Consider the following 17,647-nt stretch of genomic DNA (forward strand, 5'->3'; position numbering starts at 1 on the left):
GTAGGCGTTAGCGTTATGGGCTATTAGCGTTGCGCGATTATAAACCAGAGTGGATCCAGTTCTTTGATTTCACGACGATATCACGCGTTCAGGGTAAAGGGTCAAACAACACCAGCCCATGGGGGGCAACCTTGATCCGTGCCCGCATCCCATCAAGGGGCTCACCAATGCTCGCCTCCAGCTGCAGATCGCCACACTCGAACAGCACCCGGCAGTGGTGGCCGAGGAACTGCTGCTCCACCACCTTGAGCGCCCCATCTGCGGCGTTTTCCAGCAGCAGTTGCTGAGGTCTGAGCATCAGCTGCAACTGCTCGCCCACCGCGCGGCCATGAGGCTCGCTGCCACAAATGACCCCGAGCGCCGTCTGCACACAGTGGCTGTCCACCACCTCGGCAGCCAGATAGTTGACCCCGCCGAGAAACTCCGCCACGAAGCGGTTTTGCGGGCGGCGATAGAGCTGCTCCGGCTGCCCCACCTGTTCGATGTGACCGGCGCGAAACAACGCCAGCCGATCGGCGAAGGCAAACGCCTCCTCCTTGCTGTGGCTGACGAAGATGGCGCCGATCCCCTGCTGCTTGAGCAGGGCGCGGATCTCGAGGATCAACTTCATCCGCACCTGGGTGTCGATGTTGGAGAAGGGCTCATCCAGCAGCATCAGCCGTGGCTTGCACACCAGCGCCCGGGCGATGGCCACCCGCTGCTGCTGGCCGCCGGAGAGCTGGTGCGGATAACGCTCCCCCAGCCCCTGCAGATTGACCAGCGCCAACGCCTCGTCAACCTGCTGCTGGCGGGCGCGGCGATCGAATTTGGTCAGACCGAAACCGACGTTGTCGGCCACCGTCAGGTGGGGGAAGAGGGCGTAATCCTGAAAGATCATACCGATGTTGCGCGCCTCGGGCGGCACGCTGGCACCCGGCCCGTCGAGCAGGGTATCGCCGAGGCGAATCGAGCCATCGGCCAGCGGCAGCAGCCCGGCGATGGCCTTGAGCAGCGTGGTTTTGCCGCAGCCACTGGCTCCCAGCAGGCAGACGATCTCGTTGTCTGCCACCGTCAGGGAGAGCTGTTCCAGCACATTGCGGCCGTTATAACGGCAGCTGACATTTTCAACCTGCAAACAGGACAAGGCTGACTTCCTCTCGTTTCTGGCGGTGCGCGGCCTTTTTCAGCGCACCGCATGCAATATCATTGGCCGACGTGGCGACTCAGTGGCCCGGAGTGTCCAGACTGCGGTTGACCCAGATCAGCGGCAACAGTCCCACCAGCACGATGACGATGGCCCCGAGCGCGCCGCGCTCCAGCATCTCGTCCGAGACGAATTGGTAGACGTGGGTCGCCAGGGTATCGAAGTTGAAGGGCCGCAGCAGCAGAGCGGCAGGCAGCTCCTTCATGGATTCGATGAATACCAGCATGGCACCGGCAAACAGACCCCGGCGCACCAGCGGCAGATGAACCCGCCGCAGCATGCCGCCATCCCCTTGCCCCAGAGAGCGGGCCGCCATGTCGAGGCTGGGGGAGATCTTGCCCATGCTGCTCTCCACCGAGCCGATGGCGATGGCCACGAAGCGCACCAGATAGCCGAACACGATGGCGGTGATGGTACCGGTCAGCAGCAAGCCCGGCCCCTGACGCCCGAGCCACTCGGCCAGATCGTTGATGGCAAAGTCGAGGGCGGTGAGCGGCACCAGCACCCCGATAGCGAGCACGGTGCCCGGCATGGCGTAACCCATGGCGGCGATGCGCAGGGGCAGCAAACTCTTGAACCCGCCATCGAGACGGCGGAAGAAGCCGAGCAGCAGGGCGATGCCCATCGCCAGCAGAGCGGTCAGCGCCGAGATAGCCAAGCTGTTGCCGGCGAAGCGGACAAACTCCGGCGTCCACGACAACTCGAAGTAACGCACGCCGTAATCGAGCAGGATGACGAATGGCAGGCCGAAACCGGCCAGCACCAGCCCCCAGCACCAGAGACCGGCCAACCAACGGCCAATCCCCTTGAGCGGATAGCGCAGCGGCTGCTCATGGCCCATGGACTTCTGGAACACCTGCTGTCGACTGCGCGAGCGACGCTCCAGCGCGATCAGCAGCACCACAACCAGCAGCATCAGGCAGGAGAGTTTGGCCGCGGTGGCCAGACTACCGTAGCCGAGCCAGGTGTCGTAGACAGCCGTGGTCAGGGTGTTGATGGCAAAGAAGTGTACGGTGGCGAAATCGGCCAGCGTCTCCATGGCTACCAGCGATACCGCCACCATGATGGCGGGGCGCGCCAGCGGCAGACTGAGGCGACGAAAGCTCTGCCACGGGGTGCAGCCGAGCAGGCGGCTGGAGTGGATCAGGCTGACTGACTGCTCGAGAAAGGAGGCGCGGGTTAACAGATAGACATAGGGGAACAGCACCAGCGCCAGCACCCAGGCGGCGCCACCAAGGGAGCGAATGGCAGGAAACCAGTAATCGGCCGGACTGTTCCAGCCAAAGAGCGCTCGCAACCCGGTTTGTAGCGGGCCCGAGTAATCGAGCAAGTCGGTATAGACGTAGGCAACGATATAGGAGGGCATCGCCATCGGCAGCATCAAGGCCCACTGCAAAGCGCGCCGCCCCGGCACCTGACACATGGCCACCAGCCAGGCGGTGGGTACACCAAACAGCAGGCTTAGCAGTACCACACCGACCACCAGCCCCAGGGTATTGCCCAGATAATCGAGCAGCACGGTATCGGCGAGGTGGCGAAACAGCTCCCTCTCAGCCGAGAAGGCAGAGAAAAGCAGGGCTATAACCGGTAAACCCAGCAGCAGGGCGATGGCCCAGCTGCCGGTCATCCATCCAAAATTTTTCATGAGACCACAGATGTTGATGGGGCCGTTGGCCCCATCTGATTACAAATCGAACTTCACTTCATCCAGCAACTGCAAGGCGTCCTTGCGGTGCTTGGCGTAATCGCTGACCGGTAGTGCGTCAGACTTGAAACTGCCCCAGGACTTGACCATGGCGGAAGGCTCGACTCCGGCCTTGACCGGATATTCGGCGTTCACGTCCGCATACATGTGCTGGGCGGTGTCGCCAGCCAGAAACTCCATCAGCTTCTGGGCCTCGGCCTTGTTCTTGGCATACTTGGTCATGGCCACGCCACTCACGTTGACGTGGGCACCGCGGTCAGCCTGGTTCGGGAAGTTGATATAGACCGCATCCGCCCAGGACTTCTGCGCAGGATCTTTCAACATGGCGCCCAGATAATAGCTGTTGCCGAGCGACACGTCACAGATACCATCCTTGATCGCCTTGACCTGATCCCGGTCGTTGCCCTGCGGCTTGCGCGCCAGGTTGGCCTTGACCCCTTCCAGCCAGGTTTTGGTCTCGGCCATGCCGTGATGTGCAATCATGGAGGAGACCAGCGCCACATTGTACTCATGCTTGCCGCTGCGGGTGCAGATTTTCCCTTTGAATTCCGGTTTGGCCAGATCTTCGTAGCTGATGGTATCGAGCTTGCCGAGGCGATCCTTGCTGGAGTAGATGGCGCGAACCCGGGTGGTCAGCGCGAACCAGCGGTTCTCCGGATCACGATAGATGGCGGGGATGTTCTCCTGCAGGATCTTGCTGTCCACCGGCTGCACCAGCCCCTTGTCCACCAGATCGGTCAGACGGCTGATATCGACGGTCAGCATCAGGTCGGCCGGAGAGAGCTTGCCTTCCCGCTCCAGACGCTCGTTCAATCCCTCTTTGGCGAACACCACGTTCACCTTGATGCCAGATTCCTTCTCGAACTGCTGGATGATGGGCTTGATCAGCTCATCCTGCCGGTTGGAGTAGACATTCACTTCCCCGGCCGCCAATGCCGACTGAGCTGCCAACGCAGAGAAAGCCAGTGCCAACATCTTCATTTTCATCATCCATTCCTTGATTAGCTATACAGAGTGATAACGATTTCCGTTTGCATTCTGCATACATCTTATGAGTGGATCAAGAAAGCTTGCCGTCGCCACATCACATATTTAATCGCCCATAAATGAAAAGGGCCGGATGGAATCCCATTCGGCCTCTTCTGAGCAAAACGTTATGTTGATCAGGCTTCAATAAGCGCTCACGCCATCGGGAATTCCCGAGATCGGGAGGTCAACAGATCTGTACGTCACGGATGCGGTTCATCACAGCGCCTCGTCGTCACTCTCGCCGGTGCGGATGCGCACCGCTTGCAGCAAGTCGTAGACAAAAATCTTGCCGTCGCCGATCTTGCCGGTATAGGCCGCCTTGCAGATCGCCTCGATCACCCCTTCCACGTTATCATCGGCGGTAGCAATCTCCAGTTTCACCTTGGGCAGGAAGTCGACCTGATACTCGGCTCCCCGGTATAATTCGGTGTGTCCCTTCTGGCGGCCAAATCCCTTGACCTCGGACACGGTCAGCCCTTCCACCCCCAGGTTGGCAATAGCCTCGCGGACATCGTCCAACTTGAACGGTTTGATAATCGCACTAATCAGCTTCATCTGGTTGCTCCCAATCCATGGTGTGTCATGAATCGGGTTTCAATTCTTATGCCAAGTATTTTTATTGTTTTATTTCATATAGATAGAGTTTAATGCCTGCGCCATTCGCCAGGCACATCCCCATAACCGGCCAGCACGCCCCATAATGAGGCACCATGCTGCAGCGGTCAGCGGGTATGCACCAAACAAGAGCAAAACAGCATGTTAGTTATCTCCAACAGCGTCACGATTCCCTGGCATGAGCTGCAATTTCAGACCATGCGGGCACAGGGCAACGGTGGACAGCACGTCAACAAGACCGACTCCGCCGTCTGGTTGCGCTTCGATTACCGCAACTCTCCCAGCCTGACGCCCCTCTACAAGGAGGGTCTCGACAAGCTGAGCGACAGCCGGGTACACGATGGCTTTGTCCTGATCCGGGTCGAGAGCCATCGCAGCCAGGACATGAACCGCAAGGAGGCGATGAGCCGTCTGGTGGAGTTGCTGAAAAAAGCAGCCTGGCGCCCCAAGGCTCGTCATGCCACCAAGCCGACCCGCAGCTCCCAGCGCAAACGGGTCGATGCCAAAAAGCGCAAGGGGGATATCAAATCCGCCCGCGGCAAACCGGTTCTGGACTGAGCCAACCCCCAACTCCCAAAGGATGTCAGCCGATGAGATACAGTTTTTGCGACAGCGCCCGCGGCCCGCTGCTGGTCGCCATCGATCAGGATGGCCTGCGCCACGTAGAGTTCATGCTCGGGGAGCGGCCCGTCATGCCGCAAGCTGACTGGCAACGGGATGACAAGGCGCTGGCGCCCTATCTTGCCCAGTTCACCGCCTATTTTGCCGGAAAATTGCAGCAGTTCGACCTGCCCATGGCAGCGAAGGGCACCCCGTTCCAGCAAACGGTGTGGAACGCTTTGTGTGATATCCCCTATGGCGAGACCGTGAGCTATCTCGAGATTGCCCAGGCTATCGGCAATCCCAAGGCGGTGCGGGCTGTGGGCGCTGCCAATGGGCGAAATCCGCTGAGCATCATAGTGCCCTGCCATCGGGTGATCGGACGCAGCGGCGAGCTGACCGGCTATGCTGGCGGCATTCCCATCAAGCGCTGGTTGCTGGCACTGGAACAGGTAGGCACAGCATTCGAGCTGGCCCCATGAGACGATGAGCGCCTTGGAGAGGGCGGGACAATATCGCGACCAGAATGAAAAGGCTTTCAGTCAGTGACCACGCTTTGCTGACAAGATGAACAGAAAATGAAGAATCGCCTCAGAACTACTTCAGATTGAGCTTGGCATGATGGCTCCATACTTGAATGGCACGGCTCATTCGCTGATTCAAGTAGCACCCATGTGACGCTTCCAATCTGTCTTTTTCCCCGCGCCTCCTCTGAGGCGCTTTTTTTGTGCTAACACAACAGGCCACCACTTGGGCTGAATGGCCTGAACGCCACAAAATCTGCGCCCGCCCAAAAACCAAGAGGCGAAGGATCATCCTTCGCCTCTGACGTAACAGCTGGCTACTCGCTCTGGGGCAGGAACTGCAGCTCCGGCGCCGAAGAGGTCAGCACATCGGCGCAATAATCCCAGGTCGAGATGCGATAGTGCTGCAGATCTTCATCCAGATGCAGACCGTCCGACTCCTGATGGAACCAGCTGGCAAAACGGGATGGGGTGATGAGCTGGATCTGCTCTTCGATGGCATGACTATCCTTCCCCTCGGCCAGATCGCAATCTTCGATAACACGCAGGGCGTAGATATGGCGAAAATAGACCCGGCAGAGGATTTGCGGGGGCAGATCGATGCTGCGTGCCCGCCCCAGCATGATGGTCAGAGAGTCGCTCCAGAGATCCTGATGCAGCTCGGCAACGACCAGCCCGGGTGGGAGCTGGCGGGACGGAGCCCAAGGGACGGCAACCTGCCGAATGGCATTTTTCTGTTCCATATTCACCTCGCAACGACTCGCTCCCTGTCTTGAGTCTATCTGAACCACATAGTCCCGGCGAAGGCAATCGATGGACAATAAAAACGGCAATAAAAAAGCCGACGTATCAAACGTCGGCGAATAAAAAGTGCTTACAACAGAGGATTCACTTATTCAGACCCGCGGGTCGAAAGATTGGTTCCCTCTTTTTGTAATTAATTTTCGGCGCGTTTAAACATCAGGGTATTGGCGTCCGACTCTTCCGGTACGAAGTAGTAGCCCTCGGCGTTGAAACCGGTCAGCTGCTCCACCTCGGTCAGACGGTGCTTGATGATGTGGCGAGCCATCATGCCGCGCGCCTTCTTGGCGTAGAAGCTGATGATCTTGAACTGGCCGTTCTTCTCATCCTTGAACACCGGTGACAATCCGCCCTTTCAGGCTCTTGGGGCGTACCGACTTGAAATACTCGTCGGAAGCCAGATTGATCAACACCTCATCCCCCTGCGCTGCCAACGCGTCGTTGAGATGGTGAGTGATCACCTCGCCCCAGAACTGGTAGAGATCCTTGCCGCGATCGTTGTCGAGCTTGGTCCCCATCTCCAGCCGGTAGGGCATCATCAGGTCGAGGGGACGCAACACGCCATAGAGGCCTGAGAGCATCCGCAGGTGTGCCTGAGCGAAGTCAAAATCGGCCTCGCTGAAATCCTCTACCGCCAAACCGGTGTAGACATCCCCCTTGAAAGCCAGCAGTGCCTGACGGGCATTGGCAGGAGTAAAGTCTGGCTGCCACTCGGCAAAACGGGCGGCATTGAGACCGGCCAGCTTGTCGCTGATCTTCATCAGAGTGGCGATCTGGTCCGGGCTCAGTTGGCGGGCCCGGCTAATCAGTTCGGCAGAGTGATCCAGCAGCTCGGGTTGGGTGAAACGGGGTGTCACCAGCGGTGACTCGTAATCCAGCGTCTTGGCCGGGGAAACCACAATCAGCATAACGTTCCTTTATGGCGAGGGGCCGAACGGCAGAGCGGCCCCATGATTCATTCATCCAGCGTCACATTGTCCAGCGTACCGGTGCCGAGCCGTTCGCGACCGGAGAGCTTGATCAGCAGTCGCAGGTCGTTGGCCGAGTCAGCGTGGGCGAGTGCCTCACTGTAGCCAATCTGGCCGGCGCAAAACAGGCTGAAGAGCGCCTGATCGAAGGTCTGCATACCCAGCTCGGTGGATTTGGTCATCACCTCCTTGAGGCGATGCATCTCTCCCTTGCGAATAATATCGGTGATGAGCGGGGTATTGAGCAGGATCTCGAACGCAGCGCAGCGCCGCTTGCCATCCATACTCGGCACCAGCTGCTGGGCGACGATGGCCTTGAGGTTGAAAGAGAGATCGAACAGGAACTGGCGGTGTTTGTCTTGCGGCACCAGATGGAGGATGCGATCCAGCGCCTGGTTGGCATTGTTGGCATGCAAAGTGGCGAGACAAAGGTGTCCCGTCTCGGCGAACTGCAGGGCAAACTCCATGGTCTCCTGACTCCGGATCTCGCCGATCAGGATCACGTCCGGCGCCTGACGCAGCGAACTTTTCAGCGCAACATCGAATGACTCGGTGTCGATCCCCACCTCTCGCTGGGTCACCAGACTGCGACCATGCTGATGGACGAACTCCACCGGATCTTCCACCGTCAGAATGTGACCATCGGCATGCTGGTTGCGATAGCCGATCATCGCCGCCTGGGTGGTCGATTTGCCCGCCCCGGTGGCGCCGACAAACAGCACCAGTCCCCGCTTGGCCATCGCCACCTCTTGCAGGATCTTGGGTAGCTGCAGATCTTCAAAGGTGGGAATGCGGGTCTCGATACGCCGCACCACCATGCCGGGCAGCTCCTGCTGCCAGAAGGCACTGACCCGAAAACGGCCAAGCGCTTCGCGATAGATCGCGTAGTTGGCCTCCTTGGTGCGGATATAGCGCTCGAAGTGATCGCTGCTGAGGGTATCCCTGACCAGCGTCAGCGCCCCCTTCTTGTCGAGCGCCTCCCCCCCCAGCGACACCAGATGGCCATTCACCTTGAGGGTGGGCGGCGAGCCCACCGTCACAAACAGATCCGATCCCTTTCGCTCGACCAGCTCGCTCAGCAGATCATCCAGATTCATCATCTATCCCTCCCTGGGTGCGAGTCGCTTAAATGCTGTTGGGATCAACAGCCTTGGCCTTGGCATCGAGGGATGCCACCACGCCACGACTCACCAGCTGCTTGAGGCTCTGATCCATGGTCTGCATGCCGTGGGTCATCCCGGTCTGGATCACCGAGTAAAGCTGGGCAATCTTGTCCTCCCGGATCAGGTTACGGACCGCCGGAATGCCCATCATGATCTCGTGAGCCGCAACCCGACCGCCGCCAATGCGCTTGAGCAGGGTCTGGGAGATGACCGCCCGCAGGGATTCGGAGAGCATGGAGCGCACCATGTCCTTCTCCGCACCAGGAAAGACGTCGATGATACGGTCGATGGTCTTGGCCGCCGACGAGGTGTGCAGGGTGCCAAACACCAGATGGCCAGTTTCGGCGGCGGTCATGGCCAAACGAATGGTCTCAAGGTCGCGCATCTCGCCCACCAGAATGATGTCCGGGTCTTCCCGCAGTGCCGAGCGTAGGGCGTTGCTGAAACTCTTGGTATCGCGGTGCACTTCCCGCTGGTTCACCAGACAGCGCTTGTTCTCGTGGACGAATTCGATGGGGTCTTCGATGGTGAGGATATGGTGATGGAAGTTCTCGTTGATGTAGTTGACCATGGCCGCCAGGGTGGTCGACTTACCGGAACCGGTCGGGCCGGTCACCAACACCAGACCCCGCGGGAACTCGGCGATCTTGCGGAAAATCTCCGGCGCATCGAGATCTTCGAGGCTCAGCACAGTGCTGGGGATGGTACGAAATACCGCGCCAGAGCCGCGCGCCTGCTGGAAGGCGTTGACCCGGAAACGGGCCAGATTGGGCACCTCGAACGAGAAGTCGACCTCGAAGTTCTCCTCTAGCTCCTTGCGCTGATGGTCGTTCATGATGTCGTAAATAAGGGCATGCACTTCCCGGTGTTCCAGGGCGGGCAAATTGATCTTGCGAACCTCACCATCAACCCTGATCATCGGGGGAACCCCGGCCGAGAGGTGTAGATCCGAGGCTTTATGCTTTACACTGAAAGCCAATAACTCTGTGATATCCATAGACTTGTCATTCTCCCATCACAAGATCACTAACGAAATATGAACCAGATTGCCCAGCACCTGTTTCAGGTAAAGGAACGTATTGCCCAGGCCGTCGAACGGGCGAGCCGCAACCTGCAGCAGATCCGCCTGCTGGCCGTGAGCAAGACCAAGCCTGTCGAGGCCATCATGGCCGCCCATGCCGCAGGTCAGCGCTGCTTTGGCGAATCCTACGCTCAGGAAGCAGCGGCCAAGATCGATACCTTGCGCCAGCAGCCGGAATATAGAGACATAGAGTGGCACTTTATCGGCCCTTTGCAATCGAACAAATCCAAACTGGTCGCCGAACGGTTTGACTGGGTGCAGAGCGTGGATCGGGACAAGCTGATCGACCGCCTCAACAACCAGCGCCCAACTACAATGGCACCGCTAAATGTTTGTCTGCAAATCAATATTAGCGGAGAGAGCAGTAAATCCGGAACGTCGGAACAAGAGATTTTCCGCCTTGCCGAGCAGGTCTCTCAAAGTGAGCGACTGGTGCTGCGGGGACTGATGGCCATTCCCGAGCACACCAGTGACGAGAGCGTACTGGCCGCCCAAATGACCCGCATGCAGACTCTGTTCACCGAGCTTGCGCGACAATACCCCACGGTGGATACCCTCTCGATGGGCATGACCGAGGATCTTGAACTGGCGATAGCCCACGGCAGCACCATGGTGCGGGTCGGCACCGCCATCTTCGGCGCCCGTGACTACTCATAGGCAAGGCCAGCGGATAACCCATAAGTCCGCCTCTTGCCGCGACTTCATCAACAGGAGCGTTTGATGGAACACCGAATTCTGGCGTCAGGTGGTGCAGGCAGCGCCAACCCCGCCGCGACCCCATATGCTACAGGAGCATCTGATGCAGCATAGAACGCTGGCCTTTATCGGCGCGGGCAACATGAGCCGCAGCATCATCGCCGGACTGGTCAAGTCGGGTTATCCCGCCGGGCAGATCACTGCTGCCAACCCCAGTCTGCCCAAGCTGGAAGCGCTGGCGAGCGAACATGGCATTCGCATCACCCAGAGTAATGCCGAGGCGGCCCGAGACGCCGAAGTGATCGTGCTGGCAGTCAAGCCACAGCTGATGGCCGGCATGCTGGCAGCACTGGTTGAAGAGCTGGGCTCCCTTGAAGGCAAGCTGCTCATCTCCATCGCGGCCGGTATCAAGGTGGCGCGCCTTGGCGAGATGGCCGGTGGCCACGACCGCATCATCCGCACCATGCCCAATACCCCTGCCCTGCTGGGTCTGGGCATGACCGGCCTCTATGCGCCCGAGCATATTGCCGCCGCGGATCGCGAGTTTGCCGAGCAGATGATGCAGGCGGTCGGCAAGACCCTCTGGGTGGAGCAGGAGTCCGGCATCAACGGCATCATCGCCGCAGCGGGCAGTGCCCCGGCCTACTTCTTCCTCTTTATGCAGGCCATCGCCGAAGAGGCGGAGGCACTGGGCTTCTCGCCCGAACAGGCACGCCTGCTGGTGCAGCAGACCGCGCTGGGCGCAGCCGCCATGGTGGAGCAAAACCCGGAGCTGGCGCTGCAGACCCTGCGTGAACAGGTGACCAGCAAGGGCGGCACCACAGCCGAAGCCATCAAGACATTCCAGCAGCAGGGGCTGATGCCGCTGACTGCGCAAGCCATGCAGGCGGCCGTTGCTCGCGCCACCGAAATGGAAACTCTCTTCTAACAGGAGCCCAGATGAACACTGCTTACTTTCTGATTAACACCGTTTTCGATCTCTACCTGATGGTGATCCTGCTGCGCGTCTGGCTGCAGTGGGCCCGTGCCGACTTCTACAACCCGATGAGCCAGATGGTAGTCAAACTGACCAATCCGCTGGTGATCCCGCTGCGCCGCGTTATCCCGGGCTTTGGCGGCATCGATCTCGCTTCCGTGGTGCTGGCGCTGGCCATCGCCTTCGCCAAGCTGGCCCTGCTCAAGAGCATGAACGTGCTGCTGGCGGACTGGCTCAGCATCAGCCTGTTTGCCGCGCTGACTGTGCTGAAAAAAGCGGGCTCGATGATCTTCTGGGTACTGCTGATCCGCGCCATCCTGAGCTGGGTCAGCCAGGGCCGCAACCCCATCGAATACGTGATGCATCAGCTGACCGAACCATTCCTCGCCCCTATCCGCCGCGTACTGCCGGCACTGGGCGGGCTGGATCTCTCGGTGCTGGTCGCCTTTATCGGCCTGCAAGCCATCAACTACCTGCTGGGTGACCTGTTCGGCCAGCTGTGGTGGATGATTTGATGCCAGCCGTCCTGCAACAAGGGGATGAACTGGTACTGCATCTGGTGATCCAGCCCAAGGCGAGTCGGGACCAGATCATCGGATTGCATGGCGAAGAGCTGAAAGTGGCCATCACGGCGCCGCCCGTCGATGGCCAGGCCAACAGCCATCTGATCAAGTTTCTGGCCAAGCAGTTCAAGGTGGCCAAGGGACAGATCACCATAGTGCGGGGCGAGCTGGGGCGACACAAAACCGTCGCCATCGACAGCCCCAAACAGTTGCCGCAAGAAGTGAGTGCACTGCTGAATGACACGCAAGGCTGAATGAATCGGCCTGCGCCAACCGTAGATATGAGAGGGATGACAGATGAAAACAGCCTGGATGAGTGGCCTGCTGGCACTGCTGATGACCCTGCCGCTCAAGGCAGAACAGATGAAGGAGCTGGGGCCCTGGCTGGTGCACTACAACGCCTTCAACTCCAGCTTCCTCACCCCCGAGGTCGCCAAGGCGTATGGACTGGAGCGCAGTCGCTACAACGCCATCATCAATATCGCGGTACAGGACAAGCAGAAAGTGGCGCAAGCCGTAGGGATCACCGGTGAGGCCAAGAACCTGACCGGCACCATCCGCACCCTGAACTTTCAGGAGGTAAAAGAGGGGGATGCCATCTACTATCTGGCGACCCTCCCCTACCGCAACGAAGATACCTATCAGTTCACCCTGAAGATCATGGGCGGCGGGCAGCAACAGAACCTCAGCTTCCAGCAAACCTTCTACGTCGACTGAGCAGCAACAAGAAGCCCCGACCAAGGCCGGGGCTTCATTTTATCCATATGACAAGGGCGCCATCAGGGCGCCCTTGTTACATCTATTCCGTACCGCAGCGGTTACAGGGCGAGGAACAGACCGGCCAGACAGGCGCTCATCAGGTTCGCCAGCACGCCGGAGAGAATGGCGCGCATGCCGTAACGGGCGATGAAGGATTTGCGCTCCGGCACCATGGAGCCCAGACCGCCGATCAGGATCGCCATGGAGGAGATGTTGGCAAAGCCACACAGGGCGAAAGTCACGATGGCCTTGCTCGACTCGCTCAGGGTCTGATCCTGCACCAGACCGATGAAGGCGACGAACTCGTTGACCACGATCTTGGTACCGATCAGGGCGCCAGCGGCTTGCGCCTGATCCCAGGGCACACCGATCAGCCAGGAGACGGGGGCAAACAGCCAGCCCAGAATGATTTGGAAGCTCAGATCCAGCCCTACCAGACCGCCAGCCCAGCCGAGCAGGCCATTGAGCATGGCGATCACGCCAACGAAGGCCAGCAGGGTGGCACCGACCGCCACCGCGATATTGAGGCCAGACATGGCGCCATCGGCCGCCGCTTCGATCACGTTGGTGGCGCGGGGGATCTCCACATCCTGATGGTGATCGACCTCTTCAGCTCCCGGCGGCACCAGGATTTTGGCCATCGCCAGACCGGCAGGGGCAGACATGAAGGCAGCAGCGATCAGGTATTTCAGCTCAACCCCGAGGCTGGCATAGCCCACCAGGGTGCCACCGGCGACGGAGGCGAGACCGCAGCTCATCACTGCGAAGAACTGGGAATCGGACATCTTGGAGAGGTAGGGTTTGACCACCAGCGGCGCTTCCACCATGCCAACGAAGATGTTGGCAGTGGCGGAGAGGCTCTCGGCACGGCCGGTGCCCAGCAATTTCTGCAAGCCACCACCCAGCAGGGCGATCACCCGAGGCATGATGCCGATGTGGTAGAGGATGGCGATCACCGCGGAGAAGAAGATGATGACCGGCAACACGTTGAAGGCAAAGATGAAGCCCAGCTTGAACTTGGCCAGATCGCCGAACAGGAAGGCGATCCCCTCCTGACCATAACCGATCACGCTGCTTACGCTCTCGCTGACCCCGTTCAGCACATGCTGACCGGCAGGCAGCCAGAGCACCAGACCGGCAAACATGATTTGCAGGCAGAGGGCAAGGCCAACTGTTCGCAACGGGATACGACGACGATTATCAGAGCAGATGACGGCAAGCGCCAGGATACTCAGGATGCCGAGCAGGGCAATCATAGGGACTCCATCAGGTGGGGCAAAAGATGGGCGCGGATTCTGCGCCTCTCACCCCGTCACTGCAAGTCCGCTTGGTTACAACCCTGTTAGAAAAAACGTTTGCACGATATCGGTTGCGCCAACTGGCTGATTTGGTTCGATTTTAGTATCAGGAGAAATCGAGAGTTCTTATATGGAAACAATTATTCCTCACCGCCGGACAATTTACCCCCGAGCCAGGGGGCCAGTCGCTGCTCCCAATAGGGTTCAGGGCCAAAGCGGGCCTTGAGGAAATCGATGAAGAGACGGATCTTGGGATCCAGATGTTCGCGACGGGCATAAACGGCATGTACCGCCATCTGCTGGTTCGGTCGCCACCCTGGCAGCACAGGGATCAGCTTGCCGCTCTGTAACTCCTTGTCCAGCAAGTAGTTGGCAATATAGGCAATACCGAGCCCGGCCAGCGCCGCATCCCGCACCGCCTCCGCCATATCCACCCGATAGTTGCCCGCCACCTGCACCGTCTGACGCTCCTTGCCCTGGCGAAACGACCACTGGTGATAGCGCCGCTCCCGACTCTGGTAAGTGATGCAGTTGTGCTGGGCCAGATCCTTGGGATGAAGCGGCGTGCCGTGGCTCAGCAGGTAATCCGGCGAAGCCGCCACCACGAAGCCAATGTCGGCCAGCCGCTGTCCCACCAGCCCTTCCGGCTTGTCCTCATAGGTGGTGAGCCAGAGATCCAGCCCCTCATCCACCAGATTGGTTCTGTGGTCGAACAGCGAGACCTCCAGCTCCAGCTCGGGATAGCGATCCTGAAACGCCTTGAGATGAGGAATGACGTGCAGACGACCAAATGATTGGCCCACCCCGAGATGGAGCACGCCGCTCACCTTGCCGCGCCGCTCGGCGATCATGGAGTCCGCCTCCTGCGCCACCGCCACCAGCGCATGACAATGACGGGCATACTCCTGACCCAGCTCGGTCAGGACGAAGCGGCGGGTGGTGCGCTGGACCAGCTGGGCGCCAAGGGTGGTCTCCAGCAGCGCCAGCTGCTTGCTGATATGGGATTTGGAGACCCCGAGACGACGGGCGGCGGCAGAGATCCCCTGCTCGCGCACCAGCGCATCGAAGATCACCATTTGAGGAAGACGTTGCAGCACAAGATAACCGGATTGAGTGGCGGGAGCCCATTATTCCAGAGCCGCCCGCCAAGGGGTAGGGTCAGAGCCCCAGCGCCCGGGTGATCTGCAGTTTGAGGGGGTCGTCAGCCGGATTCTGGTTGGCGCCGTAGCTGGCGATCAGCTTGCCATCCCGCCCCACCAGATATTTGTGGAAGTTCCAGTTCGGCTCATCCCCGTCAGCGGCCGCCGCCAGCCCCTTGAACAGTGGCACTGCATCGGAGCCCCGCACCGCTACCCGATTGAACATCGGGAAGGTGACGCCATAGTCGCGGCGGCATACCTCGGCGGTCTTGGTCTCGTTGCCCGCCTCCTGCCAGAAGTCGTTGGAGGGAAAGCCCAGAATAATCAGCCCTTTATCCTTGTAGCTCTGGTAGAGCTGCTCCAGATCGCGGAACTGGCCGCTGTAGCCGCAGTAGGAGGCGGTATTGACTACCAGTACCACCTTGCCCTCGGTCAGCTGACAGAGGTTATGGCGCTGAGAGTTGTTTAGCTCCCGCATCTCCACATTGAAATAATCGGGGCACGCCGCAGAGGCCGCTCCGGCCCCCAATAACAGCAACAGAGTGAACCATTTCATCGCCAAGACTCCTTTTGTTTTGTCCATCATACGCGGTTACCAGAGCCGCAGTTCACTCTCAATGCAGGGGAATGCCGGTCAGCCAGCCGTGGCCCCAGAACACCAGCAGCGCGGTGGCAGCCAGGCCCGCCCCGACGCTGATGCCGGTGCCAGTCCAGTTGGCCGCCGGACGGGGATATCGCTGCCAGTCCCGCACCGAAATCCAGACCATGCTCACCAGCGCCCAGAGCCCGATGCCGCCAAACAGCACCAGAGATCGCGCCTCGCTGTTGACCAGCAGATGGGCCACCGCCCAGAGCAGGGTACCGAGCAGTTGGGGATGCACCAGCCAACGGCGCAGATGGTTGGGCCCCTGGCCGGAGAAGAAGAGGATCAGCGCAAAGGGCATCATCACCGTCATGGTCATCGGCCCCCAATCCGGCAGGAAGTAGAGCGGCAGCGAGCTGGCCGAGCGCCAACCGGCGATGATGCAGGCGATGGCGACAAACACCAGCAGGGAGAAGAGCCCCTTGTAGCGATTCTCACCCAGCCGCTCGCGCAGCCGCGCCCGATGGGCCACCGCAAAACAGGGGTAGAGATGGATCAGGGTAAACAGCGCAACCCCCAGGGTCAGCAGGAACATGAGTCTCTCCTTGTACTTGGTACGACCACTATGCCGTAAAGGGAGATGTGCGCCTATCAAAACCGCGCTGACCCATGGAGTCAAAAGTGTGGCAAGACAAAGGAACAGAAAGAAAAGAGCCGATCACGATGGATCGGCAAATAAGTGCCAGGGCAGTCAGACATCTCGCGGGATGGGAGATGCCCCAAACGGGGATATTGAGTGGCCGATGGGGCGCATCGGCCGAACCGGATCAGCCCTTGAGCTGATAGAGCGCCGCTACGTTGCGCGCAGTGAGTTGAATATTGGTGCTGGCGCTCTCCAGCGCCTCCGGCAGAGACATGGCGCGGTTGACCACGGCGAATACCGCGTCCAGCCCGTGATCGTGTACCACACCGCAATCGTCGGTCAGGCAACCGGAGATGCCGATCACCGGCTTGCCGAACTGCTTGGCGCAACGTGCGACACCGATTGGCGTCTTGCCATGGATGGTCTGGCTGTCGATACGACCTTCGCCGGTGATAACCAGATCCGCATCGGCCACTTCCTCGGCCAGTTTCAACGCTTCGATGACGATCTGGATGCCAGGCTTGAGTTCGGCGCCAAGCAGACCGACCAGCGCGGCCCCCATGCCACCGGCAGCACCCGCCCCCGGAATATCCTTCACCTGCTTGCCGAGCGCCTGCTCGATGCAGTCGGCATAACGGGAGAGGTTGGCATCAAGTTCGACAACCATCTCTGGAGTCGCCCCCTTTTGCGGGCCAAACACGGCGGAGGCACCTTTCGGGCCGCACAGCGGGTTGTTCACATCGCACGCCACCTCGATAACCAGATCGCTCAGACGCGGATCCAGACTGCTCAGATCGATGGTCGCGAGCTCACTGAGACCTGCGCCGCCCAACTCGATGGCAGAGCCATCCGCTTTGAGCAGCTTGCCGCCGAGCGCCTGGATCATGCCGGCACCGCCGTCATTGGTGGCGCTGCCGCCGATACCGAGAATGAGGTGCTTCACCCCCATCTCCAGCGCGGCCAGGATCAGCTCGCCGGTGCCGAAGCTGGAGGTGAGCAACGGATTGCGCTGCTCGGGCGCCACCAGATGGATACCGGAGGCAGCGGCCATCTCGATGACGGCGCGCTCGCCATCACCCAGCAGACCGACAAAGCCCTGTACCTTGTTGCCAAGGGGGGCGGTCACTTCGACCGGCAGGATGCGGCCACCGGTGGCATCCACCAGCGATTGCACCGTACCTTCACCGCCATCGGCCATCGGCAATTTGACGTAGGTGGCGTTCGGCAACACCTGTTTGAAACCAGCCTCGATGGCATCAGCCACCGCCATGGCGCTCAGACTCTCCTTGAATGAATCGGGGGCAATAACAATTTTCATATC

Annotated in this window: 19 protein-coding genes and 1 pseudogene; 7 read left to right on the plus strand and 13 right to left on the minus strand. The window is 59.8% G+C overall.

Annotated features, from left to right (window positions below; genetic code table 11):
- Positions 1-88 precede the first annotated feature (88 nt).
- From ACTG2W_RS10300 to glnK, 4 genes are all read right to left on the minus strand, one after another.
- Positions 89-1,123, minus strand: a complete 1,035-nt coding sequence (locus ACTG2W_RS10300; RefSeq protein ID WP_106843885.1) for an ABC transporter ATP-binding protein — start codon at positions 1,121-1,123, stop codon at positions 89-91.
- Positions 1,124-1,202: 79 nt separating this feature from the next.
- Positions 1,203-2,828, minus strand: coding sequence for an ABC transporter permease (locus ACTG2W_RS10305; protein ID WP_106843884.1), 1,626 nt, complete (start codon positions 2,826-2,828; stop codon positions 1,203-1,205).
- A gap of 39 nt (positions 2,829-2,867) precedes the next feature.
- A complete protein-coding gene (locus ACTG2W_RS10310; protein WP_005340374.1) occupies positions 2,868-3,875 on the minus strand; it encodes a Fe(3+) ABC transporter substrate-binding protein in 1,008 nt (335 codons plus the stop codon).
- Between the two features lie 258 nt (positions 3,876-4,133).
- Positions 4,134-4,472 (minus strand): P-II family nitrogen regulator, encoded by a 339-nt coding sequence (gene glnK, locus ACTG2W_RS10315; protein ID WP_005341406.1) that lies wholly within the window; start codon positions 4,470-4,472, stop codon positions 4,134-4,136.
- 201 nt (positions 4,473-4,673) lie between these two features.
- On the opposite strand from glnK, the gene arfB reads away from it, so the two are divergent.
- Positions 4,674-5,090, plus strand: coding sequence for an alternative ribosome rescue aminoacyl-tRNA hydrolase ArfB (gene arfB, locus ACTG2W_RS10320; RefSeq protein WP_019445599.1), 417 nt, complete (start codon positions 4,674-4,676; stop codon positions 5,088-5,090).
- A 32-nt stretch (positions 5,091-5,122) separates the two neighbouring features.
- Positions 5,123-5,614: a methylated-DNA--[protein]-cysteine S-methyltransferase gene (locus tag ACTG2W_RS10325; protein WP_106843883.1), complete on the plus strand. Its 492-nt coding sequence runs from the start codon at positions 5,123-5,125 to the stop codon at positions 5,612-5,614.
- 359 nt (positions 5,615-5,973) lie between these two features.
- Here the strand turns inward: ACTG2W_RS10325 and ACTG2W_RS10330 are convergent, their stop codons facing one another.
- The 4 genes and pseudogenes from ACTG2W_RS10330 to tapT form a co-directional block, all read right to left on the minus strand.
- Positions 5,974-6,399 carry a hypothetical protein gene (locus ACTG2W_RS10330; protein WP_005340360.1) on the minus strand — a complete coding sequence of 142 codons (426 nt, stop codon included), beginning with the start codon at positions 6,397-6,399 and terminating at the stop codon, positions 5,974-5,976.
- Positions 6,400-6,593: 194 nt separating this feature from the next.
- Positions 6,594-7,365, minus strand: a pseudogene (gene yaaA, locus ACTG2W_RS10335) (peroxide stress protein YaaA).
- A 47-nt stretch (positions 7,366-7,412) separates the two neighbouring features.
- Positions 7,413-8,522 carry a type IVa pilus ATPase TapU gene (tapU, locus tag ACTG2W_RS10340; protein ID WP_005340356.1) on the minus strand — a complete coding sequence of 370 codons (1,110 nt, stop codon included), beginning with the start codon at positions 8,520-8,522 and terminating at the stop codon, positions 7,413-7,415.
- Between the two features lie 28 nt (positions 8,523-8,550).
- Complete coding sequence (gene tapT, locus ACTG2W_RS10345; RefSeq protein ID WP_005340354.1) at positions 8,551-9,585, minus strand: type IVa pilus ATPase TapT; 1,035 nt, start codon at positions 9,583-9,585, stop codon at positions 8,551-8,553.
- Positions 9,586-9,624: 39 nt separating this feature from the next.
- Here tapT and ACTG2W_RS10350 point away from each other — a divergent pair, with 39 nt between their 5' ends.
- From ACTG2W_RS10350 to ACTG2W_RS10370, 5 genes are all read left to right on the plus strand, one after another.
- The gene (locus ACTG2W_RS10350; protein WP_106843882.1) at positions 9,625-10,326 is read left to right on the plus strand and encodes a YggS family pyridoxal phosphate-dependent enzyme; all 702 of its coding nucleotides are present in this window, start codon (positions 9,625-9,627) and stop codon (positions 10,324-10,326) included.
- 142 nt (positions 10,327-10,468) lie between these two features.
- A complete protein-coding gene (proC, locus tag ACTG2W_RS10355; protein WP_106843881.1) occupies positions 10,469-11,293 on the plus strand; it encodes a pyrroline-5-carboxylate reductase in 825 nt (274 codons plus the stop codon).
- 11 nt (positions 11,294-11,304) lie between these two features.
- Positions 11,305-11,856 carry a YggT family protein gene (locus tag ACTG2W_RS10360; RefSeq protein ID WP_005341416.1) on the plus strand — a complete coding sequence of 184 codons (552 nt, stop codon included), beginning with the start codon at positions 11,305-11,307 and terminating at the stop codon, positions 11,854-11,856.
- Entirely contained in the window at positions 11,856-12,158 is a 303-nt protein-coding gene (gene yggU / locus ACTG2W_RS10365) for a DUF167 family protein YggU (RefSeq protein WP_005340341.1), read from the plus strand. The genes ACTG2W_RS10360 and yggU overlap by 1 nt, the downstream gene beginning before the upstream one ends.
- A 43-nt stretch (positions 12,159-12,201) precedes the next feature.
- Complete coding sequence (locus tag ACTG2W_RS10370; protein ID WP_005340339.1) at positions 12,202-12,621, plus strand: DUF4426 domain-containing protein; 420 nt, start codon at positions 12,202-12,204, stop codon at positions 12,619-12,621.
- 101 nt (positions 12,622-12,722) lie between these two features.
- Here the strand turns inward: ACTG2W_RS10370 and ACTG2W_RS10375 are convergent, their stop codons facing one another.
- The 5 genes from ACTG2W_RS10375 to ACTG2W_RS10395 form a co-directional block, all read right to left on the minus strand.
- Positions 12,723-13,919, minus strand: coding sequence for a NupC/NupG family nucleoside CNT transporter (locus ACTG2W_RS10375; protein WP_005348874.1), 1,197 nt, complete (start codon positions 13,917-13,919; stop codon positions 12,723-12,725).
- Between the two features lie 182 nt (positions 13,920-14,101).
- Positions 14,102-15,037, minus strand: a complete 936-nt coding sequence (locus ACTG2W_RS10380) for a LysR family transcriptional regulator (protein ID WP_005340335.1) — start codon at positions 15,035-15,037, stop codon at positions 14,102-14,104.
- 82 nt (positions 15,038-15,119) lie between these two features.
- Positions 15,120-15,656 carry a glutathione peroxidase gene (locus tag ACTG2W_RS10385; protein ID WP_076495785.1) on the minus strand — a complete coding sequence of 179 codons (537 nt, stop codon included), beginning with the start codon at positions 15,654-15,656 and terminating at the stop codon, positions 15,120-15,122.
- Positions 15,657-15,714: 58 nt separating this feature from the next.
- Positions 15,715-16,278, minus strand: coding sequence for an NnrU family protein (locus tag ACTG2W_RS10390; protein WP_042053314.1), 564 nt, complete (start codon positions 16,276-16,278; stop codon positions 15,715-15,717).
- Between the two features lie 232 nt (positions 16,279-16,510).
- A complete protein-coding gene (locus tag ACTG2W_RS10395; RefSeq protein WP_106843880.1) occupies positions 16,511-17,644 on the minus strand; it encodes a glycerate kinase in 1,134 nt (377 codons plus the stop codon).
- Positions 17,645-17,647 lie beyond the last annotated feature (3 nt).

It is taken from the genome of Aeromonas sp. 96A (assembly GCF_051919165.1).
Classification (GTDB): Bacteria; Pseudomonadota; Gammaproteobacteria; order Enterobacterales; family Aeromonadaceae; genus Aeromonas; species Aeromonas veronii.